Source organism: Nonomuraea soli (assembly GCF_013761175.1).
Classification (GTDB): Bacteria; Actinomycetota; Actinomycetes; order Streptosporangiales; family Streptosporangiaceae; genus Nonomuraea; species Nonomuraea soli.
The window spans coordinates 15,950-39,103 of the sequence record NZ_JACDUR010000006.1; the positions used below are offsets into that span (position 1 = coordinate 15,950).

25 protein-coding genes are annotated in these 23,154 nt (G+C 69.9%); 15 read left to right on the forward strand and 10 right to left on the reverse strand.

The genetic code is table 11. The features are described 5' to 3' along the window. The first annotated feature begins 16 nt into the window (after window positions 1-16). From HNR30_RS28255 to HNR30_RS28275, 5 genes are all read left to right on the forward strand, one after another. The gene (locus tag HNR30_RS28255) at window positions 17-199 is read left to right on the forward strand and encodes a hypothetical protein (RefSeq protein ID WP_181613114.1); all 183 of its coding nucleotides are present in this window, start codon (window positions 17-19) and stop codon (window positions 197-199) included. Window positions 200-235: 36 nt separating this feature from the next. Continuing rightward, window positions 236-415: a hypothetical protein gene (locus tag HNR30_RS28260; protein ID WP_181613115.1), complete on the forward strand. Its 180-nt coding sequence runs from the start codon at window positions 236-238 to the stop codon at window positions 413-415. A gap of 112 nt (window positions 416-527) precedes the next feature. Further along, window positions 528-719 (forward strand): hypothetical protein, encoded by a 192-nt coding sequence (locus HNR30_RS28265; protein WP_181613116.1) that lies wholly within the window; start codon window positions 528-530, stop codon window positions 717-719. A 180-nt stretch (window positions 720-899) separates the two neighbouring features. After that, a complete protein-coding gene (locus HNR30_RS28270) occupies window positions 900-1,412 on the forward strand; it encodes an RNA polymerase sigma factor (RefSeq protein ID WP_181613117.1) in 513 nt (170 codons plus the stop codon). Continuing rightward, entirely contained in the window at window positions 1,409-2,437 is a 1,029-nt protein-coding gene (locus HNR30_RS28275; protein ID WP_181613118.1) for a hypothetical protein, read from the forward strand. Before HNR30_RS28270 ends, HNR30_RS28275 begins: the two co-directional genes overlap by 4 nt. A gap of 56 nt (window positions 2,438-2,493) precedes the next feature. Here the strand turns inward: HNR30_RS28275 and HNR30_RS28280 are convergent, their stop codons facing one another. Further along, window positions 2,494-2,835: a VOC family protein gene (locus tag HNR30_RS28280; RefSeq protein ID WP_181613119.1), complete on the reverse strand. Its 342-nt coding sequence runs from the start codon at window positions 2,833-2,835 to the stop codon at window positions 2,494-2,496. A 20-nt stretch (window positions 2,836-2,855) separates the two neighbouring features. Beyond that, complete coding sequence (locus tag HNR30_RS50315; RefSeq protein ID WP_220134130.1) at window positions 2,856-3,263, reverse strand: PaaI family thioesterase; 408 nt, start codon at window positions 3,261-3,263, stop codon at window positions 2,856-2,858. A gap of 25 nt (window positions 3,264-3,288) precedes the next feature. Here HNR30_RS50315 and HNR30_RS28290 point away from each other — a divergent pair, with 25 nt between their 5' ends. Next, window positions 3,289-4,572, forward strand: a complete 1,284-nt coding sequence (locus HNR30_RS28290) for a cytochrome P450 (protein ID WP_181613121.1) — start codon at window positions 3,289-3,291, stop codon at window positions 4,570-4,572. Here the strand turns inward: HNR30_RS28290 and HNR30_RS28295 are convergent. After that, window positions 4,454-4,993, reverse strand: coding sequence for a GNAT family N-acetyltransferase (locus tag HNR30_RS28295; protein WP_181613122.1), 540 nt, complete (start codon window positions 4,991-4,993; stop codon window positions 4,454-4,456). The genes HNR30_RS28290 and HNR30_RS28295 overlap by 119 nt on opposite strands. A 22-nt stretch (window positions 4,994-5,015) precedes the next feature. Then, the gene (locus HNR30_RS28300; protein ID WP_181613123.1) at window positions 5,016-6,245 is read right to left on the reverse strand and encodes an RNA-guided endonuclease InsQ/TnpB family protein; all 1,230 of its coding nucleotides are present in this window, start codon (window positions 6,243-6,245) and stop codon (window positions 5,016-5,018) included. Between the two features lie 211 nt (window positions 6,246-6,456). On the opposite strand from HNR30_RS28300, the gene HNR30_RS28305 reads away from it, so the two are divergent. Further along, the gene (locus HNR30_RS28305; protein ID WP_246379547.1) at window positions 6,457-7,527 is read left to right on the forward strand and encodes a hypothetical protein; all 1,071 of its coding nucleotides are present in this window, start codon (window positions 6,457-6,459) and stop codon (window positions 7,525-7,527) included. On the opposite strand, the gene HNR30_RS28310 is transcribed toward HNR30_RS28305, so the two are convergent. Then, window positions 7,485-8,501 (reverse strand): CopD family protein, encoded by a 1,017-nt coding sequence (locus HNR30_RS28310; protein ID WP_181613124.1) that lies wholly within the window; start codon window positions 8,499-8,501, stop codon window positions 7,485-7,487. The two genes, HNR30_RS28305 and HNR30_RS28310, sit on opposite strands and share 43 nt — an antisense overlap. Beyond that, window positions 8,498-9,196, reverse strand: coding sequence for a copper resistance CopC family protein (locus HNR30_RS28315; RefSeq protein ID WP_312894688.1), 699 nt, complete (start codon window positions 9,194-9,196; stop codon window positions 8,498-8,500). Before HNR30_RS28315 ends, HNR30_RS28310 begins: the two co-directional genes overlap by 4 nt. Before the next feature lie 50 nt (window positions 9,197-9,246). On the opposite strand from HNR30_RS28315, the gene HNR30_RS28320 reads away from it, so the two are divergent. Further along, window positions 9,247-10,005, forward strand: coding sequence for a class I SAM-dependent methyltransferase (locus HNR30_RS28320; RefSeq protein ID WP_181613125.1), 759 nt, complete (start codon window positions 9,247-9,249; stop codon window positions 10,003-10,005). Window positions 10,006-10,038: 33 nt separating this feature from the next. Continuing rightward, window positions 10,039-11,271: an MFS transporter gene (locus tag HNR30_RS28325; RefSeq protein ID WP_181613126.1), complete on the forward strand. Its 1,233-nt coding sequence runs from the start codon at window positions 10,039-10,041 to the stop codon at window positions 11,269-11,271. Between the two features lie 59 nt (window positions 11,272-11,330). Here the strand turns inward: HNR30_RS28325 and HNR30_RS28330 are convergent, their stop codons facing one another. The 3 genes from HNR30_RS28330 to HNR30_RS28340 are packed head-to-tail and all read right to left on the reverse strand — an operon-like array spanning window position 11,331 to window position 13,857. Beyond that, window positions 11,331-11,999, reverse strand: a complete 669-nt coding sequence (locus tag HNR30_RS28330; RefSeq protein ID WP_312894689.1) for a cupin domain-containing protein — start codon at window positions 11,997-11,999, stop codon at window positions 11,331-11,333. Continuing rightward, on the reverse strand, window positions 11,996-12,817 hold the full coding sequence (locus HNR30_RS28335) for a DUF6807 domain-containing protein (protein WP_181613127.1): 822 nt from the start codon (window positions 12,815-12,817) through the stop codon (window positions 11,996-11,998). The genes HNR30_RS28330 and HNR30_RS28335 overlap by 4 nt, the downstream gene beginning before the upstream one ends. Then, window positions 12,814-13,857, reverse strand: a complete 1,044-nt coding sequence (locus HNR30_RS28340) for a Gfo/Idh/MocA family protein (protein ID WP_181613128.1) — start codon at window positions 13,855-13,857, stop codon at window positions 12,814-12,816. The genes HNR30_RS28335 and HNR30_RS28340 overlap by 4 nt, the downstream gene beginning before the upstream one ends. A gap of 303 nt (window positions 13,858-14,160) precedes the next feature. Here HNR30_RS28340 and ppk2 point away from each other — a divergent pair, with 303 nt between their 5' ends. Beyond that, entirely contained in the window at window positions 14,161-15,084 is a 924-nt protein-coding gene (ppk2, locus tag HNR30_RS28345) for a polyphosphate kinase 2 (protein ID WP_246379550.1), read from the forward strand. A 5-nt stretch (window positions 15,085-15,089) separates the two neighbouring features. On the opposite strand, the gene HNR30_RS28350 is transcribed toward ppk2, so the two are convergent. Then, window positions 15,090-16,103, reverse strand: a complete 1,014-nt coding sequence (locus HNR30_RS28350) for a LacI family DNA-binding transcriptional regulator (protein WP_181613130.1) — start codon at window positions 16,101-16,103, stop codon at window positions 15,090-15,092. Between the two features lie 142 nt (window positions 16,104-16,245). Between HNR30_RS28350 and HNR30_RS28355 the strand changes: the two genes are divergently transcribed. From HNR30_RS28355 to HNR30_RS28375, 5 genes are all read left to right on the forward strand, one after another. After that, the gene (locus HNR30_RS28355) at window positions 16,246-17,529 is read left to right on the forward strand and encodes an extracellular solute-binding protein (protein WP_312894690.1); all 1,284 of its coding nucleotides are present in this window, start codon (window positions 16,246-16,248) and stop codon (window positions 17,527-17,529) included. A gap of 74 nt (window positions 17,530-17,603) precedes the next feature. Further along, window positions 17,604-18,473 (forward strand): carbohydrate ABC transporter permease, encoded by an 870-nt coding sequence (locus HNR30_RS28360; RefSeq protein ID WP_312894691.1) that lies wholly within the window; start codon window positions 17,604-17,606, stop codon window positions 18,471-18,473. Then, a complete protein-coding gene (locus tag HNR30_RS28365) occupies window positions 18,470-19,288 on the forward strand; it encodes a carbohydrate ABC transporter permease (RefSeq protein ID WP_181613132.1) in 819 nt (272 codons plus the stop codon). Before HNR30_RS28360 ends, HNR30_RS28365 begins: the two co-directional genes overlap by 4 nt. Beyond that, window positions 19,285-20,655 carry a glycoside hydrolase family 5 protein gene (locus HNR30_RS28370; RefSeq protein WP_246379552.1) on the forward strand — a complete coding sequence of 457 codons (1,371 nt, stop codon included), beginning with the start codon at window positions 19,285-19,287 and terminating at the stop codon, window positions 20,653-20,655. Before HNR30_RS28365 ends, HNR30_RS28370 begins: the two co-directional genes overlap by 4 nt. Beyond that, on the forward strand, window positions 20,652-23,015 hold the full coding sequence (locus HNR30_RS28375; protein ID WP_181613133.1) for an endo-1,4-beta-xylanase: 2,364 nt from the start codon (window positions 20,652-20,654) through the stop codon (window positions 23,013-23,015). The genes HNR30_RS28370 and HNR30_RS28375 overlap by 4 nt, the downstream gene beginning before the upstream one ends. The last annotated feature ends 139 nt before the right edge of the window (window positions 23,016-23,154 follow it).

Here is a 23,154-nt window from a genome sequence, read left to right on the forward strand (position 1 = left end):
ACACCAAGGAGCAAGCATGTCCGATCACGAGCTCGTCCAGCAGTGGAAGAACCCGCACACCCGGGCCGCCGGGACCGAGCACCCGGCGGGCGACGTCGTCCTGGCGCGCATGATCGTCGGCGGCCGTCCTCCGGCCACCGAGGGCTGGGACACCTGGGGCTGCTGCAAGACCTCCTGGAGCTTCTGCACCATCGTCTGACCCCGGTCACCACCCCTCATCGGAAAAGGAGAGCACATGTCCAGCCAGGACCTGATCGACCAGTGGAAGAACCCGCACACCCGTGCGGCCGGGGCAGCCCACCCGTCAGGTGAGGCCGCCCTCGAGGAGCAGCTCGTCGGCGGAAGGATGTCGATCACGTACTCGGTGTTCACCTACGGCTGCTGCAAGACGTCCATGAGCCTGCTGTGCGGCTGACGCGAGCCTGTTCGTGAACCCGTCCGGCGCCTCGGCCGCGATCCGAGGCGCTGGACGCCCGGCTGAAAACCAAGGCCGGTCCGCTTGTCCGCCGGCATAAAAGGAGTGACACATGAGGCAAGAACACGAGCTGATCCTGCAGTGGAAGGCGCCGCACGCCCGTGCGGAAGGGACCGTGCACCCGTCGGGTGAGACCGTCCTCGACCGGTTCGTCGGCGGAGCGGCGCCCAACACCGCCGACCCGGTCGGCACGTGGCGGTGCTGCCCCACGATCACCGGCCCTTGGTGCGGCGGCACCTTCTAGCCCCGGCACCTCGGGCGGCGCGCGTTGCCGCGAAGGCTCGTTCCCGTCCAGGGCGGGGGCGGGCCTGTCCGTCCACGGCGAGGCCGCGACGCCCCTTGACACCCAGAGCGCGCCGGCGTCGTTTCGTGAGAGCTGTGATCACGCCGAACGCTGCTTCAACCAGCTCAAGGACTCCTCTTCGTGGACCATTCCCATCAACGCTTCACCGAGCTCTACGACCGGCACTACCGCGATGTTCTCGGCTACGTCCTGCTGCGTGTGGCAGATTCGCAAGCCGCCGAGGACGTGGTGAGCGAGACGTTCCTGACCACGTGGCGACGGCTGCGCGAGGTCCCTGACCCGGCGCTGCCATGGCTGCTCAGCGCGGCCCGCAACCTCGTGCGCAAGCAGCACTCCTCCGGACTACGAGGTCAGGCTCTCGCGAACCGGCTCGCGGGACTCGCCCCGCCGCCCGAGACGGATGTCGCCGAACGCATCGCTCAGCGGGAGGCCGCCCTCGCGGCCCTCGCGGGACTCGGTGAGGGCGACGTCGAGGCCCTGGTCCTGGCGAGCTGGTACGGACTGACGCCGGCTGAGGCTGCCCGCGTCGCGGGCTGCACGGCCAGAGCCTTCAACGTCCGGCTGCATCGCGCCCGCCGCCGCCTGGCGCAAGCCCTCGACCGTGCCGCATCCACCCTGGAGGAGCAACGATGACCCCCGACGACTTCATGCTCGGCCTGCGCCCCGACGCCGTGACCGAGGAGAGCCACCGCCGTCGGCGCGCGCGCGACCTGGCGGCCGCGTTCGCCACCGCGGAGCGGCCACGCCCGCCGGTGCCCGCACGCCTGCTCAAGATCGCGCTCGGGCTCGCCGCCGCGGCCGCGATAGGCGTGCTGTACGCGATGGAGAGCTCGCCCGCCGCGCCCCAAGCGGCGCAGACCGTCAGGCCAGCCGTGCACGACCGTGCCACCCCCGCTCACCTGACGGACGTTCGCTCCTTCCTGTTGGCCGGTGCGGAAACCGTGGCGCGTACTCCCGGGACCCGCGCCCGCTACTGGTTCTCCAGCACTCGGGTGTTCGACCCGGTCGCGGGGGGCGGTGTACTCGCGGTCACCGACGAGGTCTGGAGAGCCCCGGATGGCGGCCGTCTCGTGACCGGCAAGGACTCCGCCCACATTCCGCCTCGTCCTGGCGCGGTGCTACCCGAGGAGAAGACCGTCGACCACGGGCCGATGATCTTCCAGGCGGCGATCGGGGGCACGCTCGTGTCCGACGAGAGCGTGGTCGACCTGCCCGGCGACCAGCAGGCGCTCGACCGCTGGCTACGCCAGGCCTACCGCGGAGTGGACAGGGGCCTGTTCGCCGAGGCGGCGACGGCGGAGCGGGTGCGGTCCTATCCGTCGTTCGTGCTCGGCGCCGCCAGGTATCTCCTCGGCTCTCCGGCGACTCCGGCGACCCGCGCGGCCGTGCTCAGGCTCCTCGCCGCTCAGCTCGGCCTGACCATGAAGCAGGGCGTCACCGATCCGATGGGGCGCGCCGGCGTGGAGATCGGACTGCCGGGTGACGACACCCGGCTCATCATCGACCCGACCGGGGCCCGGCTGCTCTCCTTCGCCTACGACGGCCCCGACGTGCCGGAGAAGCGGACCGGCGCTTCGGTGCGCATGGCCGAGGTGAGCGGTCGCAAGGTCGCGATCCTGTCCTCCGGCTGGGTGGACCTGCTGGGTGCCCGCCCCTAGCCAGGCCGGGGCCGGAGCGCGCAGTCGGGCGGACCCGTCCAGTGACCGCGCCGGGCTCAGACCGGAGCGCCGCCGAAGCCGATCTCGTTGCCGTCGGGGTCGCGGTAGGTCGCCTTGCGCACGCCGTTGGAGTAGGTCTCGCTCGTGGCGGGCTCAAGGCCGCGCTCGGAGATCTGGGCTGTGCGCGCGTCGAAGTCGTCGAGGAAGATCGTGTGCATGGCGTGCCCCGCACGCTCGGGCAGGTGCTCGATGTACAGGTAGCGGTGCTCGGCCAGCTCCCACACCGCTTCCGCGTCGTGCGGGAAGAAAGTGGGCGGGTCGCCGAGCAGCCGCTCGTACCACTTCAGAGCCGCGGCGAAGTCGCTGACCGGGATTCCTGCGAACAAGTCGAGGGCCATGAAGTGATCCTAGGAGGCGCTCACCCGAGCATGGCGTAGACCGTGCTGGCGCGGGCGGCGGGCTCGGTGGAGCCGTCGGGGGTGAGCGTGACGTCGCAGAAGGCCAGGGTGCGCCCCAGCTTGGTGATCTCGACGGTGACCAGCAGATCCTTGCCGGTGACCGGACGCTGGAAGGTCGTCGACTGCTGCACGGTCGTCATCGGCACGAAGCCGCCGCGCGCCGACGACAGGGCGATGACGGTGGCGGTGTCGGCCGCGGCCATCATGGCCTGGCCGCTGAGGCCGCCGCCCTCGCGGGCCAGCCTGTCGGACCAGGGCAGGCGGAGGACCGCGTGGCGGGGGCCGGTCTCGACGGTGGTCAGGCCGAGATCCAGGATCCAGGGTGCGAAGTTGTCACGGAGGATGGCGTCGCCCTCTTCAGGAGTCACACGCCCATGATGCACGCTGGCAGGCATGGAGGAAGTCTTCCTGCCGCAGACCTATGCGCGGGGCGTGCCGTACGAGTTGTTCGCCCGATTGAGGCGAGAATCTCCCGTGTGCTGGGTGGAGGAGCCGGAGGTGGGGCCCTGGAAGGCGGGGCCCGGCTACTGGGCGGTCTTCCGTCATCAGGACGTCAAGCACGTGCTGCGCACGCCCGAGGACTTCTCCTCGCACCTGGGCGCGACGCAGATCCGGGATCCGGACACGGCGCAGGATCTCGAGTTCGTCCGGCAGATGATGCTCAACCGGGACCCGCCCGAGCATTCCCGGCTGCGCGGGATCGTGGCGGGGGCGTTCACGCCGCGTGCCGTACGCAAGCTGGAGGAGCAGATCAGGGCCAGGGCGGCGAGCCTGTTCTCGGCGGGGGAGTGCGACTTCGTCGAGGTCGTGGCCGAGCTGCCGGTGTGGACGCTGGCGCACGTGATGGGCGTGCCGCCGCAGGATCGCGGGCTCCTGCACGACTGGGCGAGCCGGGTGATCGGCTACCAGGACGAGGAGTACGCCGGCCTGGAGACCGCGCGCGGGCTCAGCGACATCGGCAGGCGGGCGCTGGCGCTGCGGCCCAGGCTCGAACCCGGCATGAACCCGCGTTCGCGTGCCGCGCTACGCGACATGTACGGCTATGCGCACGAGCTGGCCGGGCACCCGCTCGACGAGGAGTCCGTCATGGCCGCCATGCTCAGGGGCGGGCTGACGGAGGAGGAGTTCGAGAACATGTTCTTCCTGTTCGCCGTGGCCGGCAACGAGACGCTGCGCAACGCCATCCCCGGCGGCCTGCTCACCCTGCTCGACCACGGCATCGCCTTGACGCCTGAGCAGGTCCCGGCGGCGGTGGAGGAGATGCTGAGGTTCTGGCCGCCGGTCATGGACTTCAGGCGCACCGCGACCCGGGAGCTCACTCTGGGCGGTCAGGACATCGCCCGCGGCGACAAGGTCGTCGTCTACCACGCCTCGGCCAACCGCGACCCCGAGGTCTTCTCCGACCCCGACCGTTTCGACCCCGCGCGCCGGCCCAACGACCACGTCAGCTTCGGCTTCGGACCGCACTTCTGCCTCGGCGCCCACCTGGCCAGGACGCAGATGCGCGCGGTCTTCACCGAACTGCTGGCCTGGAGCGTCGAACCGGCCGGCGATCCGGTCAGGCTGACGTCGAACTTCCAGAACGGCCTGAAGCATCTTCCTGTACGGCTGGCAGCGATCGGGAGTAGTGCAGCTCCTCCAGCTGGTCCCAGTGCTGCACCCCGCCCGTCCAGGTGAACCCGGCGGCCTCGTAGAAGCGGCGCGCGCGGGCGTTGTCGGTCAGCACCCACAGCCCGACGCTGCGCGAGCCGCGTGCACGCAGGTCGTCGAGGGTGGCGTCCATCAGGGCGCGCCCCATCCCGGTGGAGAACTCACCGGGCAGCAGGTAGATCGCGTAGACCTCGTCGCCCTCGAACTCGCGCGCCGGGCCGTAGGCGGAGAACCCGCGGATCTCGCCGCCGACGACGGCGACGAAGGCCGCGGAGTGGCCGTCGGCCAGAGACTCCGCGCGGAACTCGACCCGTTGCGCGGTGACCTCGAGGGAGTCGAGGTATTCGTCCGAGACGATGCCCTGGTAGGCGCTCTTCCAGGAAGTGATCCGCACTGTCTCGATCGCCCTGGCATCGGCGGGAACGGCAGGCCTGATCTGGAAGGTCATGGCACGGTAATGTACTCCCCCGTCAACGGCCACGAGCTGGTGCCGGTGGCTTGCTCTCACGATCCCGTCTGGCTGAAGGGAGGCCGGTAGCGTGCGGGGAGTTGACTGTCCCCCAGCCGTCGACGCCGCGTTGGGCGATGTTGACGGCCGCGATGTGGTCGGCGTGCCCAGCGAGGCCACACCGGAGGCAGGCGAAGCGGCCACGCGTTGGCCGATTGCCACGCGACACGTATCCGCACGATGGGCAGCATTGGCTGGTGTAGGCGGCGTCCACGAGGACGAACGCGACACCGGCCCGCGCGGCCTTGTATCGAGTGAATGCGGTCTGCTGGGCGAACGCCCAGCCGTGCAGAGTGCGCCGCTGGAGCCGGTCAGCCCTTACCCTTCCGCGGATGCCCCGGAGATCTTCCAGGGCGATGCCGCGGCCGGTGCGTTCGGCCTCGCGCACCACGTATGCCGTGATCTGGTGGTTGACGTCCGTCATCATCCGGCGTTCGCGCCCGGACAGACGCCGCAGCGCCCGGCGGGCCGAACGGGTGCCTTTCGCTTGCAGGCGTCGCCGCTGACGGAATCGGCGTGCTCGCACGGTTCGTACATGCCCGTTGCCCGCGATCGTGCCAGGGAGGGCTTTTCCTGGCAGGACCAGGCCGTCGCTGGTGACAGCCAGATTGGCCACGCCCTGGTCGACGCCGAGGAATCCGTTGACGGGCTCCGCCTGATTCGGCGTCGGCAGAGTGACGGTGACCTGCAGCAGCCACTTCCCGCCGCGACAGATCAGGTCGCTCTCGCCGACCGGCAGCGTTTCGATGGCTCTCTCGTCGGCATCCCTTCCGGCGTAGCTCACGCTCACCCGACCCGTTGGAGTCCAGATCGAGGCGGTGCGGGCATCGCGGTTGAAGGTCAGCATGCGCGCGTCGTAGGGCACCGCTCCGCTCGGCCGGAAGCCATGGGCGCGCTGACGGCTCTTGCGCCGATGGGCGTAGACGCTGTGGACACGGGCGATGGCGAGGTTGGCGGCCTGCGCGCCCAATCGGGGCAGTTCGGCGCGCACACGATGGTAGGCCAGCCGATGCAGGGCGACCCGGCCGAAACACCGATGTCGCCACGCGAGGCGCGACACGAGGGCGGCCGCCCTGTTCGCCACCTCCACCGCTGCGGCCAAGGCCACCGCCTGCGCGGGCGTCGGCGACAGACGCACCTGCACCACCGACGTCAGCCCAGTCTGCTTCTCAGAGGATCGCCGAAACGTCACGAGCCTCCCTCGCTAATCGATCGCCAGTTCGGATCCTAGCGGAAATCTTACTTACCGTCATCGTGTGATTGCCATATCGAAGGAGCACGTCATGCCGCCGCAATCGCTTGGTACCTTCAGCCCCAGGAGGCTGATCAGGCATGCCATGCCGTATTGGACCCGTGGACCCGCAGGTCGGGAGACGCCGCGCGAGTTGTTCACGTTTCTGTACATGGGATGGCTCGTCGCCTTCGGCCTGAAGGTGCTGGGTTCGGCGTGGGACGTCTCCTGGCACTTCAAGTGGCTGCGTGACGACCTGGCGCCGCCGCACCTGCTCAACAGCGTGGGCACGGCCATCGTCGTGGCGTTGACGATCATCCACGGCTACACCGGCTACGGCGTCGACAAGACGGCGTTGCGGCTCATCCAGTGGGGGACCGGGATCTTCCTGGTCGCGGTGCCGCTCGATCTGATCAACCACCGGATCAACGGGCTCGACATCACCTCGTGGAGCCCTTCGCACATCCTGCTCTACGTCGGGACGTTCTTCATGATCGCGGGCGTGATCCGCGGCTGGTTCGTCGGCGGGGGCGGCAAGCTGGTGCTCGGGGTGTTCTTCGTGTTCTTCCTGGAGAACGTGCACTTCCCCGAACAACATCAGGAGTACGGCATCCTGTCGCTCAAGGCGTGGGACAACGGCGTCAGCTACGCCGAGCCGATCCTGCAGCAGTTCGCCGCCGACCAGATGGGCAGCGCGATCAACCGGCAGATGATGGTCAACTTCACGCTGCCCGTGCCCGACTGGCTCTACCCGGCCTACGCGGTCGTCGCGGGCATGGCGGTGCTGGCCGTGGCACGCATGATGATCGGGCGCTTCGGCGCCGCGACCCTCGTCGCCGGCGCCTACGTGGGCTTCCGCACGCTGATCTGGCCGCTGCTCACCTACACCGACTTCCCGCCGTCGGCGGTGCCGTTCTTCCTGGTCGTCGGTGCGCTCTGTGTCGACGTCGCGTTCCTGCTCGGCCACCCGGTGGTGCGGGCCGTGGTGGGCTCGGTGCTGGTGACGGCGGGTGTCTACGCGGCGCTGTCCGCGCAGAGCGCGGTGCTCGGCCAGGTGTACGGCACGCTGAACGGCCTCGACGACCTGCTCGGAGCGCCACCGCTGATGACCGCCTCCGCCGTGTACGCCGGAGGCGGGCTGATGGTGCTCTGGCTGTTGTGCGAGTGGCTCGTCACCCGCTTCGACCTGCGCTCGCAGGATCAGCCGATCGAGGCGCGCGTGATCGCCACCGCCACCCCGTAGGCCAGCCCCATGATGGAGACCTCCGCCGCCGCCCACACGGCTACGGAGGTCTTCTGCTGTCTCATCAGCCTGAACCTGATGTAGGCGGCCACCGGCACGAGCGCCGCGGTCAGCACCACCTTGGTGACGACCAGCAGGCCGTACTCCGTCGTCAGCAGCGCGCCGGGCAGCTCGCCGCCGGGCGTCAGCGCCATCGTGCCCAGGCCGCTGACCAGGCCGGAGGCCGACACCAGCAGGAGGCAGACGGTGGCCAGGCGGGAGAACCTCGGCAGCACCTCGGGCAGGAGCGGCCGGGCGTACGTCATGACCGCGATCAGGCCGCCGGTCCAGACGGCCGCGCCCATGACGTGCAGTTCCATCGAGATCATCAGCGGGTCGTGCCAGACCGAGTCGACCGCGTGGCCGGTCACCGGGATCGGCAGCAGGCCGAACAGGGCCACGACGATGCGGAGCTCGGCGGGCACCTTCTCGCCGAAGCGCACCGCCATCAGGCCGATGCCGGCCGCGACCAGGGCGCAGGCGGCGCTGAACAGCATGCCCTGGCCGGCGCCGACACTGTCGACGTAGTCGGCGATCATGCCGAGGGTGGGGATCGCGCCGGGGCTGAGCTCGGCGGTCTGGAACACGATCGTCAGCAGGGCGGTGATCGCCCACGCCCAGGCGGCCGTCACGGCGAGGGGCCGGACCCTGCGCATGATCGGCTCGGTGGTGTCGGGGGTGTCGAAGCCGAGCAGCTTGGGGAGCACGCTCAGGCCGACGACGGCCACGGCGGCCAGGTCGAGGAGCACCCGGACGATCGGCAGGCCGTACTCGACCGCGGGTCCCGGCAGGGGGATGCCGGGGACCGCCTCTTCGGCGGTGAGCGTGCTGGCGATCACCACGGCGAGGAGGGCGCCGACGGTGAAGAGGCCGGGGAGCAGGAGCCGGGTGGTGGGGGTGGCGCGCGGGGGAGCGGCGGCGGTGAGGGTCGTCATGCCCGGTCCTCGCCGCGGGTCGAGCGGCGCAGGGCGACGACGGTGCCGGCCGCCAGCACCAGCAGCGCGCCGCCGATCCACAGCACCGCCATGCCCGCCCCGCCGTTGGCGGCGGCCTCGGCCGCCTGCATGCTGAGGTCGGGGGCGGTGGAGGCGGGGCCGGTGGGGGAGACGGCCCCCTGGCCCGCCTGGTCGCCGCCGGCGGCCGACGGGACCGGCGTGCCGGTCGGGGCGGCGGTGGGGGTGCCGGTGGGGGTGCCGGTCGGGGTGGCGGTCGGTGTGGCGGCCGGTGTGGCGCCGGGCGTGGCGGGCGCCTCGGCGCCCGGTCCAGGCCTGGTGAGCGTGAAGGTCACCTTCCCCGACACCGGATGCCCGTCGGACGACAGGATCCGATATCCCACCACGTACTCACCCGCGGCCCCCAGCGGCCGCACCTTGACGCTGACCCGCTCCTTCCGCACCACCGCGCTCCCGTCGGCCCACGAGGTCCCGCCGGGACCGGTGACGTTGACGTGCGCGTAGCCGGTGCGGACCGCCGTGTTGAAGACGAGCGTGACCTCCGACGGCGCGGCGTCGAGCCGCGCCCCGTCGGCAGGGTCGCTGCCGACGAGCACGTCGTGCGCCCAGGCCGCCCCGGGCATGAGCGCCCAGGCTGCCGCGCAGGCGACCAGCAGGACTGTGAGCAACCGCCGCACAGCTCTTGACCTTCCTTAGACCTTCATGGAACCCGTATATGGTCGCATCCATGGAGCACCTGTTCGGCGGAGCGGCCCCCTATTACGCCCGATATCGCCTGAGCCACGGCGATGCGGCGATCGCGCACCTGGCCAGGACCTTCGGCCCGGCGGCCACCGTGCTGGACCTCGGCAGCGGCCCTGGAACGATCGCGGTCCCGCTGGCCTGTCACGTGGCGCGGGTGCTGGCGGCCGACCCCGACGAGGAGATGCTCCAGGAGGGCGCCAAGGCCGGGGTGGCGAACATCCGCTGGATCAAGGCCGATTCGACGATGTTGCGGCAGCTGCCCCCTTTCGATCATGTGGTGATGGGGCGGTCCTTCCACTGGATGGACCGCCTGGCCGTCCTGGCCGATCTCGACGACCTCCTGCCGCCCGGTGGCGTGATCGCGCTGGTCGGCCCGACGCGTGAGGCCCATCATCAGGAGTGGCACCCGGTGGCGCAGCGGGTGTGCGAGGAGTTCGGGCTGACCCGCCACCAGGCGCGCGGCTCCTACCAGGACACCGGTCTCCACCACGACGACGTGCTGGAGACCTCGCCGTTCGCCCGGCTGGAGCGGGTGACGTCCGAGCGCACGGTGGTGTGGGACGTCGACAGCGTGATCGGCTACCAGCTCTCGCTGTCGATCTCCACCCCGGCGAGGCTGGGCGAGCGGCGGGAGGAGTTCCTGACGGCGCTGCGGCGGGCGGTCGAACAGGCGCACCCGGAGGGCACATGGAGCGTTCCCTACACCACCGAGGTGCTGGTCGCGAGGCGGACTCAGGAGTAACATCCGGGCACCTGCGATCATGAGCGAGGTCCCATGGATGCCGCGCTGGCGGAACCGGTCAAACGAGTCGGCCCGTGGTGGATCGCCACGATCTCCCTGGTCAACTTAGGCCTGTACATGGGCTACATCGCCCCGCTGCAGGTGCTGCTGCCCCAGCAGATCGCGCAGGTCGCGCCGGGCGGCAAGGAGCAGGCGCTGGCCTGGGTGACGGGGGTCGGCGCGCTGGTGGCGATGCTCGCCAATCCCGTCGCGGGGGCGCTGTCCGACAGGACCACCTCCAGGTACGGCAGGCGGCACCCGTGGACTCTGGCCGGCGGCCTCCTGGGCGGCCTGGCGCTGGCCTTCCTGGCGTTGCAGAGTTCGGTGGTGTGGATCGCGGCCGGCTGGTGCCTGGCCCAGGCGGCGCTCAACTCCATGCAGGCGTCGATGACGGCGGGCGTGCCCGATCATGTGCCGGTACGGCAACGCGGTGAGGTCTCCGGCTGGATCGGCATCCCGCAGACCCTGGGGGTGGTGCTGGCGGTGGTCCTGGTCACGATCGTGGCCACCACCACCAGGTCCGGATATTTCCTGATCGCCGCCCTCATCCCGCTGCTGGTCCTGCCCTTCGTGCTGACCACCCCCGATCCCCGCCTGACCGCCCGCCCGCCGTTCAGCCTGAGGTCCTTCTGGATCAGCCCCCGCGCCCATCCCGACTTCTTCTGGGCCTGGATCACCCGCTTTCTGATGAACCTGGGCAACTCGGTGGTCATGCTCTACCTGCTGTACTTCCTGACCGACGCGGTCGGCTACGAGCGCCTGTTCCCGGGCGAGCAGGCCACCGACGGGCTGCTGGTGCTGATCCTCATCTACACGGCCTTCGTCGTCTCCACCACGGTCGTCGCGGGCAAGGTCTCCGACCGGCTCGGCAAACGCAAGACCCTGGTCACCGTCGCCGGCGTGATCGGCTCGCTGCCCGCCGTCATGCTGGCCTTCTGGCCCACGTGGACGACGGTCATGATCGGCGCGGCCGTGCTCGGCATCGGCTTCGGCGTCTACATGTCGGTCGACAACGCGCTGGTCACGCAGGTGCTCCCGGCGGCCGACGGCCGGGCCAAGGACCTGGGCGTCATCAACATCGCCAACTCCGGCCCGCAGGTGGTCGCGCCCGTGATCGCCGGGCCGATCGTCGCCGGGCTGGGCGGCTATCCGGTGCTCTTCCTCACCTCCGCCGCGCTGGTCCTGCTGGGCGCCGGGCTGGTGTGGAAGATCCGGAGCGTCCCCTGACGACGGTGCACCAGCGGCGGCGCCCGCGAAGGGCTCGCGGTGCGCCGCTGCCGTGCCGGTCAGCTCTGGTGGGCCCGCAGGTGGCCGCACATGCCCAGGCGGTCGTGCGGGACCGTGCCGCCGACGGCCGCCTCGCGCAGGTGTGACAGCTCGCCGCGGCGCAGGGCGGCCAGCTGCTCGCCGGTCGCCTCGGCCATGGCGCGCGCGCCGGCGCTCCACCGCTTCTCGAACTCGTCGAGCTTGCCCGACACGATCCGTCCGGCCGCTTCGTGGAAGGCCGCGAGGCCGCTCGGGTCGTCACGAAGGGCGAAGAATCCCGCCAGGGCGAGGTCGCGCCGCCGCAGCACCGCCTCCTCGTCACCGCCCGCCGCCGCCCGGCCGTACAGCTCGCCGGAGGCCAGCACGTGCGGGGGGAAGGTGAAGACGGCGTCACCGGCCTCCGGCAGCCCGCTGTTCTGCATGACCACCACGATCCGCAGCCGCCCGTCGCCGTTGACCAGCCGGTGGATGGTCCCGGGCGAGAACGACACGACCGCGCCGGGCTCCAGCGGCGTCTCGGCGTAGCCGGACCAGGTCAGCGTCTGCACGCTGCCCGAGCCCTCCACCACCACGTACGCCTCCGAGCAGACCAGGTGCATGTGCGGGGAGCCGCCGCAGACGCCGTCGGGCGCGGGCCAGTCGTAGACCCGCAGCTCCGACAGTCCCACCCCGCCGGGCAGGTGTGTCACGCGAACTCCCGCAGCCGTTCGGCCTCCCAGGCGCCGTCGCCGACCACCACGCGGTGCGACAGCTCCAGCGCCTGGCCGGGCGCGAGCCGTACCTCCTCGAAGAAGGCGAACGACGGGTTGACCGCGGCGAACGGCTCGCGGCGCACGAACCAGACCTGGTCGGGGTCCGAGACGAACAGCAGCGTCGAGTGGGCGTCGACCTCGTCGTGCTCGGCGACGTAGGCCAGCCAGGGAGCCTTCTCGCCCATCATCTCGGCCTGGCCGGTGGGGGAGATCACGGTGCCGTGGGTGAAGTCGCGCGGGCCACGCCAGAACAGGCCGGTGTATCCGGCCAGCTCGCGGCCGTTGGTGGTGGGGCTGCCGAAGACCAGGTCCTCGTCGCGAACGTTCACCAGCCGGGTGGAGAAGTCCAGCGACCACCAGTCGTCGCCGTGGTCGACGGCCAGCGTACGGGTCTCGTCGACCCAGTGCTCGCCCGCCTGGGTCCACCAGGTCAGCCGCTCGACCCCCTCCGACACCCACTCCTCGTGGCGCATGCTGCCGTTGTTGGGCAGGCCGACGTAGGCCTGGTCGGCGCGGGTGTAGCTGGGGCCGCCCCAGAAGTTCTCGCCCGACACCTCGGAGGCGGTGAACTGCAGGCCCTTGTGCCAGCGGTGGTCGTTGGGCCGGTAGGAGCTCACCAGGTGGCCCGCGCGGGTGCGCAGCGGGTGAAAGTAGGGCTTGGGCGACTCGAAGGTCGGCATGTCGGGGAGGTAGACGTAGCGGAAGAGCTCGACGCCGTCGACCTCGTAGATCAGTTCGCTGCCGGTGTCCTTCACAGGGACAGGCCTCCGTTCATGCCGTGGTAGAAGGGGTGGCCGGGGGTCAGGTCGGAGCGCTTGACGGGCTGCCCGGTGAGCGCCGAGGCGTACAGCCCGGCGGCCAGCTCCATGGTGGCGCGGGCCTCGGGCCCGCTGACGGCCGGCCGCTCGCCACGCTCCAAGGAGTTCAGCAGCTCGTCGAGCTGGGCGTGGTGGCCGCTGGCGATGTTCTCGGGCGGCGACCACAGCTCGGACTCCGAGCTCCAGTTGCCGTTGTCGTAGCCGTACAGGTGCCGCAGCTCCACGGTGGCCTGCTCGTAGTCGAAGCGCAGGTAGCTCTCCTCGCGCGGGGAGAGCACGCTGTTGGTGATGGAGGCCATCGCGCCGTTGGCGAAGCGCACGATCGCCATCGAGACGTCCTCGGTCTCGGTGTGGCGGGCCAGCCGCCCGGCCATCGCGCGGATCTCGCTCCACTCGCCGAACACCGACAGCAGCAGGTCGAACTGGTGGATGCCGTGCCCCATGGTCGGCCCGCCGCCCTCGGTGGCCCACTTGGCGCGCCAGGGCACCTCGAAGTAGGCGTCGTTGCGGAACCAGGCGGTGACGCACTGGGCCACGAGCGGGCGGCCGAGCGTGCCGTCGGCGGTCAGTGCGCGCAGGTGCCGGGCGCCGGAGCCGAAGCGGTGCTGGAAGACGACCGAGCAGTAAGGACCGGCCTCGGACTCGGCCGCGGCGATGGTGTCGACCTGGGCGAGCGACAGTGCCAGGGGCTTCTCGCACCACACCCACGCGCCCGCCTCCAGGCACTCGCGGGCCTGCTCGGCGTGGAGGAACGGCGGCGTGCACAGGTGCACCAGATCGGGACGCTCGGCTTCGAGCATCTCGGTCAGCGAGGTGTAGGCGGCGGGGATCGAGTGCTCGGCGGCGAACGCCTTCACCCGGTCGGCGTCGACGTCGACGGCGGCGACCACCTCGGCGCGGTGTGCCTGGGCGGCCAGGGCGGGCATGTGGCAGCCACTGGCGATGCCGCCGGTGCCGACCACTGCGACGCGGATCATGAGACTCCTTCTAAAGGGGTAAGCGCTTTCCAACGCTAGCGGCCCAGCGCGGCCACCGTAAGTCCCGGACGGGAATTCGGTCGCCTCGAAAGTTTCGGAATGGCTGCGAGAAATTTCGGCCCGCCAACCGTATGCCGAGTTCAGGCCGCGCGTCAACGCGGGGGTCCCGATGAAGAATCGATGAATACCGGGCTCCGCACGCATACCCGCCGCCCCTCCCGGTCAGGTGGAGGGGGCGGCCGAAGGGCCGGGCCGGAGCCGATGGAGCATGGAAGGGACCAGATGAACCGGATGGAGCCTGCGATGGAGCTGACGAACCTGAACACGGACCTTCTCGACTCCACGCCAGGCCTGATGGTGGACGACTCGGCCGACGACGACCCGATCCTCACGCTGGCCGACGGGCGCCCCGTCGACACCTGGCGCCAGCACTACCCCTACGACGTGCGCCTGGGCCGCGCGGAGTACGACGGAGACAAGCGCCTGCTCCAGATCGAGCTGCTCAAGCTGCAGTACTGGCTCAAGTCGACCGGCGGCAGGCTCGTGATCCTCTTCGAGGGCAGGGACGCGGCGGGCAAGGGCGGCACGATCAAGCGCTTCACCGAGCACCTCAACCCGCGCGGCGCCTCCGTCGTGGCGCTGGAGAAGCCCTCCGAGCGCGAGCGCACCCAGTGGTACTTCCAGCGTTACGTCGCCCATCTGCCGTCCGCGGGGGAGATGGTGCTGTTCGACCGCTCCTGGTACAACCGCGCCGGGGTCGAGCGAGTCATGGGCTTCTGCACCCCGGAGGAGTGTCAGGAGTTCTTCGAGCAGGCGCCCCGCTTCGAGCAGCTGCTGGTGGAGTCCGGGCTGCACCTGGTCAAGCTCTGGTTCTCGGTCTCGCGTGCTGAGCAGCGCACCCGCTTCATCATCAGGCAGGTGGACCCGGTCCGTCAGTGGAAGCTGTCGCCGATGGACCTGGCCTCGCTGGACAAGTGGGAGCAGTACACCGAGGCCAAGGAGGAGATGTTCCTGCACACCGACACCGAGGCGGCGCCCTGGACAGTCATCAAGAGCAACGACAAGAAGCGCGCCCGCCTGGAGGCGATGCGCCACGTGCTGAGCCTGTTCGACTACGACGACAAGGACCACGATGTGGTCGGGACGCCCGATCCGCTCATCGTCATCTCGGCGGCCGACATCCTCGACGAGGACCACGCCACCGCGCCGGGCCCGGTGGGAGGCTGAGCCTCTCAGGGGCGCGGCGCCGCCGTACTCTCCCTGACGATCAGCTCGGTGGCCAGCTCCACCCGCCGCATCTCCGGCGCCTCCCCGCGCCCCATGCCCAGCACGGTGCGCGTCGCCAGCGCCGCCATCTCCTGCAGCGGCTGCCGCACGGTGGTCAGCGGCGGCCAGGCCGAACGGGCCAGCGGCAGGTCGTCGAAGCCCACGACGCTGAGATCGACCGGCACCCGCAGCCCCCGCTGCCGAGCCGCCTCGAACACCCCGAAGGCCTGCAGGTCGCTGCCGGCGAAGATGGCGGTCGGCGCGTCGGGCAGCTCCAGCAGCGCATGCCCCTCGTCGTGCCCGGAGTCGACCAGGAACGTGCCACGGCGGATGAGCGCGGGATCGACCGCCACCCCCGCGGTCTCCAGGGCGGCGCGGTAGCCGTCGATGCGCGCCTGGCTGCACAACATGTCGGCGGGCCCCGAGATCATCGCGATCCTGCGGTGGCCCAGCTCCAGCAGGTGGCGGGTGGCGGCCAGGCCGCCGTGCCAGTTGGTCGCGCCCACCGAGACGACGCCGGGGGCGGGCTCGCCCTCGGGGTCGACCACGACGAAGGGCAGCGATCGCGCGGTGAGCTGGGCCTGCACGTCGCCCGAGAGCTTGGAGGCGACGATCACGACGCCGTCGGTGCGGCGGGCGGCCAGGCGCTCCAGCCAGTCGCGCCCGGGACCGGCGTGGGTGTGGAGCACCGAGATCACGACGCTGGAGCCGGCATCGTGCGCCGCGGTCTCGGCGCCGCGCACGATCTCCATGGCCCAGGGGCTCTCGATCTCGGCGAAAACCAGGTCGACCAGGCCTGCCGGAGTGTCGTCCGAGCTGACACGGCGCTGGTAGCCGTGCTTGTGGAGGAGGCGCTCCACCTTGCGCCGGGTTTCCGGCGCGACCTCGGGACGGCCGTTGATGACCTTGGAGACCGTCGGGATGGAGACCCCGGCCTCCTCGGCGATCGTCGCGATGGTCACGCGCCTGCGAGTCGACATGATCCGGAGTGTAGCCGAAAACTTTCTGCCCAGTTTGGGAGCGCTTCCATCGCCACCTATTGACGTGAAACGTGGCGTTTACCTACGCTGCGAGCACGAAACATTCGGGGGGTACTCGAAATTTTCTGAGGAGGGAACCCCGGTGCGACGGCATCTGGTCCTATGTGCGGCCACAGCCCTTTTCCTGGCAGGTTGCGGAAGCTCCACCACTCCGCCCCAGCAGTCTCCCCAGGCCGGTCAGAGTCAGAAGGCCGAGCCGGTCACGGTCGACTGGTGGCACATCGCCACCAACGACCCGGGCAAGTCCACCCTGGACAAGGCGGCGAAGGCCTACATGGCCGAGCACCCCGAGGTGACGATCAAGATCACGATCCTCGAGAACGACGCCTTCAAGTCCAAGATGTCCACGGTCTCCTCCGCCGGCCAGGCTCCGGACATCTTCACCACCTGGGGCGGCGGCGTGCTGGCCCAGCAGGTGGAGGCCGGCCTGGTCAAGGAGGTGGACCTCGGTGAGATGAAGGACAGCCTCACCACCGCCGCGGTGGCGCCCTACGTCATCGACGAGAAGGTCTACGCGGTGCCGACCGACATCGGCATGATCGGCTTCTGGTACAACAAGGATCTCTTCGCCAAGGCGGGGATCACCGAGCCTCCGGGCACCTGGAGTGCCTATCTGGAGGCGGTCAAGAAGCTCAAGGCCGCCGGGATCGTCCCGATCGCGCTGGCGGGCAAGGAGAAGTGGCCCGGCCACTTCTACTGGTCCTACCTGGCGATGCGCATCGCCGGTCTGCCCGCGCTCCAGCAGGCGGCCGAGACCAAGGACTTCACCAACCCCGACTTCGTGGCCGCCGGGCAGCAGCTCAAGGCCCTGGCCGACCTCCAGCCCTTCCAGAAGGGCTTCGAGAACGCCGCCTACCCCGGCCCGACGGGACAGTCGGCCACCGTGGGCAACGGCAAGGCCGCCATGGAGCTGATGGGCCAGTGGGCACCCGGCTCGCAGAAGACCGAGGGCAAGGGCCTGGGCGAGGCGCTCGGCTTCTTCCCCTTCCCCGCGGTCGAGGGCGGCAAGGGCGCCCTCACCGAGGCGTTCGGCGGTGGCGGCGGTTACGCCGTGGGCGCCGAGGCTCCCGACGCGGCCGTGGACTTCCTGAAGTTCCTGATCGCCGAGGAGCGCCACGCTCCGGCGATCAACGACGACCTGTGGCTGCCGATCCACAAGGGTGAGGAGGCCACCGTCTCCGACCCGAACAAGAAGGCGGTCGCCGAGGCCCTGGCCACCGCCACCGGCTTCCAGCTCTACCTCGACCAGGCCTACCCGCCCGCGGTCGGCCAGGAGGTGAACGACAGCGTCGCCCAGCTGATCGAAGGCAAGAAGACCCCGGAAGAGGTCGTGCAGTCCATCACGGAAGTGGCGAAGTCGGAGTGACCACAACGTTGTCCAGGCCGCCCGTCAGAAACAGACGACGGGCGGCCTCCGCCCCGCGCCGGATGCGCCGCTGGGTGACGATCACCCTGTTCCTGCTGCCCGCCCTGGTGCTCTTCGTCCTGCTGGTGCTCCTGCCGACGTTGATGGCCGGCTACCTGAGCTTCTTCAAGTGGAACGGCCTGGGTGGCCTGCCTACCAACTACATCGGCTTGGACAACTACACGCGGCTGTTCGAGAGCGACATCTTCTACGGCGACCTGCGCACGATGGGCGTGATCATCGTCCTGTCGCTCCTCGTCCAGCTGCCCTTCTCCCTGGCCATCGCGATGTTGCTGCACCAGCGCATCCGGGGCCGGGCGTTCTACCGGCTGGTGTTCTTCGCGCCGTACGTGCTCTCGGAGGCGGTGACCGCCGTCCTCTTCACGATGATCTTCGCTCCTGACGAGAGCGGGCTGGCCAACGCCATCCTGGGCGTCGTGGGCCTGGAGTCGGAGTGGTTCGCCGACGAGTCGACCGTCCTGCTGACGCTCTTCGTGGTGATGTCGTGGAAGTACTTCGGCTTCCACACCCTGCTCTACCTGGCCGGACGGCAGGGCATCCCCAAGGAGCTGACCGAGGCGGCGCAGATCGACGGGAGCACCCCGTGGCAGGTGTTCCGCTACGTGACCCTGCCGCTGATGGGGCCCACCATCCGGATCAGCGCCTTCCTGTCGGTGATCGGCACGATCCAGCTCTTCGACCTGGTCTGGATCCTGACCGGCGGCGGGCCGAGCCACTCCTCCGAGACGCTCGCCGTCACGATGATGCAGTTCGGCTTCAAGCGCGCGCAGATCGGTTACGCCAGCGCCATCAGCGTCGTGATGTTCCTGCTCAGTCTCGTCTTCGCGCTGTGGTACCAGCGCTACGTCATGCGCCGTGACCTCGAGGGGGCGACCGTCCAGTGAAGAGCAGGCATCTGTCACTGCAGCTGATCGCCGTCGTCGTCGGAGCCTTCGTCGCCGTGCCGATCATCTACGCGGTCATCGGAGGCTTCAAGGACACCAGCCAGCTGTCCACCAACCCCTTCGGGCTGCCCGCGCCGTGGAACGCCGGCAACTACGCCGACGTGCTGGGTTCGGCCGGATTCTGGCGCCAGCTGGGCAACAGCATCTTCATCGCCCTGCTGACCACCGCCCTGCTCGTCGGGGTCTCGGCGCTGGCCGCCTTCGTATTGGCCCGCTTCACCTTCCGGGGCCGGGAGGCGATCTTCACCCTGTTCGCCGTGGGGCTGATGTTCCCCTTCACCGTGGCGATCCTGCCGCTGTTCGTCATGCTGCGCACGCTGGGGCTGCTCGACAGCCCCTGGGGCGTGATCTTCGTCCAGGCGGCCTTCGGCATCCCGGTGACGATCATCATCCTGCGCGGCTTCTTCAGGAGCATCCCCAACGAGATCGAAGAGGCGGCCACGCTCGACGGCTGCACGTCCTTCGCCTTCTTCTGGCGCATCCTGCTGCCCATGGCCAGACCGGCCCTGGCCACGGTGAGCGTGCTCGCCGTGGTCGCGAGCTGGAACAACTTCCTGCTTCCCCTGGTCGTCTTCACCGATCCGGAGTGGTGGACCATCCCCCTGGGAGTCCAGCAGTTCCAGGGTGAGCACGGCGCCGACACCTCCAGAATCATGGCCTACCTCGTCCTGGCCATGGTGCCGGCGCTGGCCTTCTACTCCCTCGCAGAACGCCACCTGATCAGCGGCCTCACGGCCGGTGCCATGAAGGGATGAACATGCTGCGTGTCTCCGGCGCCCAGCTAGTCGACGATCAAGGACATCCGGTACGGCTTCGCGGTGTGGGCCTGGGCGGATGGATGAACATGGAGAACTTCATCACCGGCTATCCGGCCAACGAGAGCGCGATGCGCGAGGCCGTCCAGGAGGTGCTCGGCGAGGACCGCGCGGAGCTGTTCTTCGACCGGCTCCTGTCGTGCTTCTTCGCCGAGCAGGACGCCGCGCTCCTCGCCGAGCTCGGGATGAACTGCGTGCGCATCCCGATCAACTACCGCCACTTCGAGTCGGACGCCCGCCCCATGGAGATCGTGGAGTACGGCTTCCGCCATCTCGACCGGGTGATCGACCTCCTCGGCTCGCACGGCATCTACAGCGTGATCGACCTGCACGCCCTGCCCGGCGCGCAGAACCAGCACTGGCACTCCGACAACCCCACGCACGTCGCCTCCTTCTGGACCCACCGCCACTTCCAGGACCGGGTGGTCAACCTGTGGGAGGCCATCGCCGACCGCTACAGGGACAACCCCTGGGTGGCGGGATACAACCCGGTCAACGAGCCGGGCGATCCGAGCGGCAAGGTGGTCGGGCCCTTCTACGACCGGCTGGTCAAGGCGGTGCGGGCCGCCGACCCGGGGCACGTGCTCTTCCTCGACGGCAACACCTACTCCACCGACTTCACCGTCTTCCGTGAGGTCTACGAGAACACGGTGTTCGTCTGCCACGACTACGCGCTGGCCGGATTCGCCCACGGCGGGCCCTATCCCGGGCTGACCAGAGGCGAATGGTGCGACCGGGCGCAGCTGGAGGCCACCTTCGAGCGGCGCACCCGCTTCCAGCGCGAGACCGGCACGCCGTTGTGGGTGGGGGAGTTCGGTCCCGTCTACACCGGCGACCCGGTGATCGACGAGATGCGCTACCAGATCCTGAGCGACCAGCTGGAGATCTTCGACGCCCACGAGGCGGGCTGGTCGCTCTGGACCTACAAGGACGTGGGGCTGCAGGGGCTGGTGACGGCCGGCGGGCCGTACATGGAGCGCTTCTCCTCCTTCATCGCCAAGAAGGCCAGGCTCGGGGTCGACCGCTGGGGCTCGACCATGGAGGAGTCGGCCACCGACCTGGCGCCGCTCCACGGCCTGGTCGAGACCGAGTTCCCCGGCTGGCACCCCTATCCGTGGGGCGCCCGCTACCAGACCGACGACCTCGTCAGGCACGTCCTGATGGCCCAGGCGATGCTGCCGGAGTACGCCGACCTCTTCCGCGGGCTCGACGACTCCGAGCTGACCTCCCTGGCCGAGTCCTTCGCCTTCGGCTCCTGCGCGCGCCGGGCACCCCTCATCGACCTGCTGAGGAGCAACCTGGCATGATCCGCCTGCTCTTATCCGTCCTCCTGGCCGCCACCACGCTGGTGAGCGGCGACTTCGAGGACGGAACCCCCCAGGGCTGGGCGCCGCGGGGCACCGCCACGCTCACCGTCACGGCCGAGGCCGCCCACAGCGGCTCGTCCGGCCTGTCGGTGACGGGGCGGTCGGCCAACTGGACCGGGGCGGCGCTCGACGTGCTGCCCCACCTGGCCAAGGGAGAGAAGTACGAGCTGTCGGTATGGGTGAAGGGCACGGGGCCGCTCAGCCTGTCGCTGGAGCGGCGCCTGGCGGGCACCCCGTCGTACCAGCGCCTGGCCACGGCCGAGAACCCCGCGGCCTGGACCCAGCTCAAGGCCACCTACACGCTCGTCGACGACGTGGACTTCCTGTCGGTGTACGTGGAGTCCTCCAGCGGAACGGCCGACTACGCCATGGACGACTTCACCCTCGTCCACAAGCCCGTCCCGCCCATCCAGACGGAGCTGACGGCGGTCAAGGACACCGTGCCGTTCCGCATGGGAGCGGCCATCCAGCGCCAGCAGATCCTCGGCCTGGAAGGTCAGCTGCTGACCAAGCACTTCGACAGCGTCACCACCGGCAACCAGCTCAAGTGGGACTTCACCGAGCCACGCGAGGGCGAGTTCACCTTCGCCGCCGCCGACGAACTGGTCGACTTCGGCATCGCCAACGGCATGCACGTGCGCGGGCACACCCTGGCCTGGCACAGCCAGACCCCCGCCTGGGTGTTCGAGAACGCCACCAAGGAGGTGCTGCTGGCCCGCCTGGAGCGGCACATCCGCGCGGTCATGGGCCGCTACGTGGGCAAGATCGACACCTGGGACGTGGTCAACGAGGTGATCGACGAGAACCAGCCGGACGGCCTGCGCCGCTCTCCGTGGTTCGAGATCACCGGCCTCGACTACATCCGCACCGCCTTCCGCGTCGCCCACGAGGTCGACCCGACGGCCAAGCTGGTGTTCAACGACTACAACACCGAGTACCCGAACAAGCGCGAGGCGATGTACAAGGTCGTCAAGCAGCTGCTCGACGAGGGCGTGCCGATCACCACCGTCGGCCACCAGCTCCACGTCAACATCGAGGCGCAGCCCGCCTCCGCGATCGAGGACACGATCGAGCGTTTCGCCGGCCTGCCGGTGGACCAGCAGGTCACCGAGCTCGACGTGAGCGTCTACACCGACTCGACCTCCTCGTGGGAGTCGATCCCCGAAGAGATCATCATCGAGCAGGGCCACCGCTACAAGGACATCTTCGACGTCCTGCGCCGCCACGCCGGCAAGCTCAGCTCGGTCACCGTCTGGGGCCTGGCCGACAACGACACGTGGCTGTCGACCTTCCCGATCACCCGGCTCAACGCCCCGCTGCTCTTCGACGACCAGTTGCAGGCCAAGCCCGCCTACTGGGGTGTGGTCGACCCGAGCAGGCTGCCCCCGCTGGTGCGCAAGGCCCAGGCGCCGGAGGGTTCGCCCAGGATCGACGGCCAGCGCGACCTGGAGTGGGACAAGCTGCCAGACATCTCCCTGCCGAACGGCGGCTTCCAGCTGCGATGGTCGGAGCGGGGCATCTCGCTGCTGGCCACCGTCCGGGACGCCACCCGCGACAGGAACGACGCGGTGACCGCGACCGTGGACGGCGTGCCGTACGTGATCAAGCGATCCGCGAGGACCGTCAAGCCCGTCGAGGGCGGCTACCGGGCGGAGACGCTGCTGCCGGCGCGGCTCGGCGAGCTGTTCGAGCTGAAGATCGTCGACGCGGCCACCGGCGCCGAGACCGTCTGGCTCGGCAAGGTGACGCCCGTCCCGGCCGTCAGGCTGGCCACCGCCAAGCGGGGCACGCCGGTGGTCGACGGCGTGCGCGAAGGGCTGTGGGGCAGGAAGAGCCAGCCGACCTCGGTCCAGGTGGAGGGCGCTTCCGGCGCCACCGCCCAGTGGAGCGCGCTGTGGGACTCGGGCACGCTCTACGTCCTGGCGACGGTGACCGATCCCGTCCTGTCGGAGGAGGCGGCCAATCCCTGGGAGGAGGACTCGGTCGAGATCTTCGTCGACCAGGGCAACGACAAGGCCAAGTCCTACGACGGCGACGACGGGCAGTATCGGATCAGCTTCACCGGCGCGCTCAGCGGGGCCGCCCCGGTGGCGTCGGCGGTGAAGCGCACGGCGACGGGTTACGTGGTCGAGGCCGCCCTCGCCCTGGCCGACCCGGCGGAGGGCGCGCTGCTCGGCTTCGACCTCCAGGTCAACGACGCCACCGGCGCCAGCCGTACGGCTGCCGCGACCTGGAACGACCCGACGGGCCAGTCCTACCGCGACACCTCGCGCTGGGGCGTGCTGCGCTTGGTGTCGTGACACAGGGGTCATGAAACAGGGGAGTGCACCGATCCTCGGGGGCGGAGATCGGTGCACGGCCTCGTGGATGACCGGGTACCGGTCCCGGGGCTCGGGCGCCCCCGTCCTAAGCGGGGAACGGGGCGCTCGGCGAGCCCGG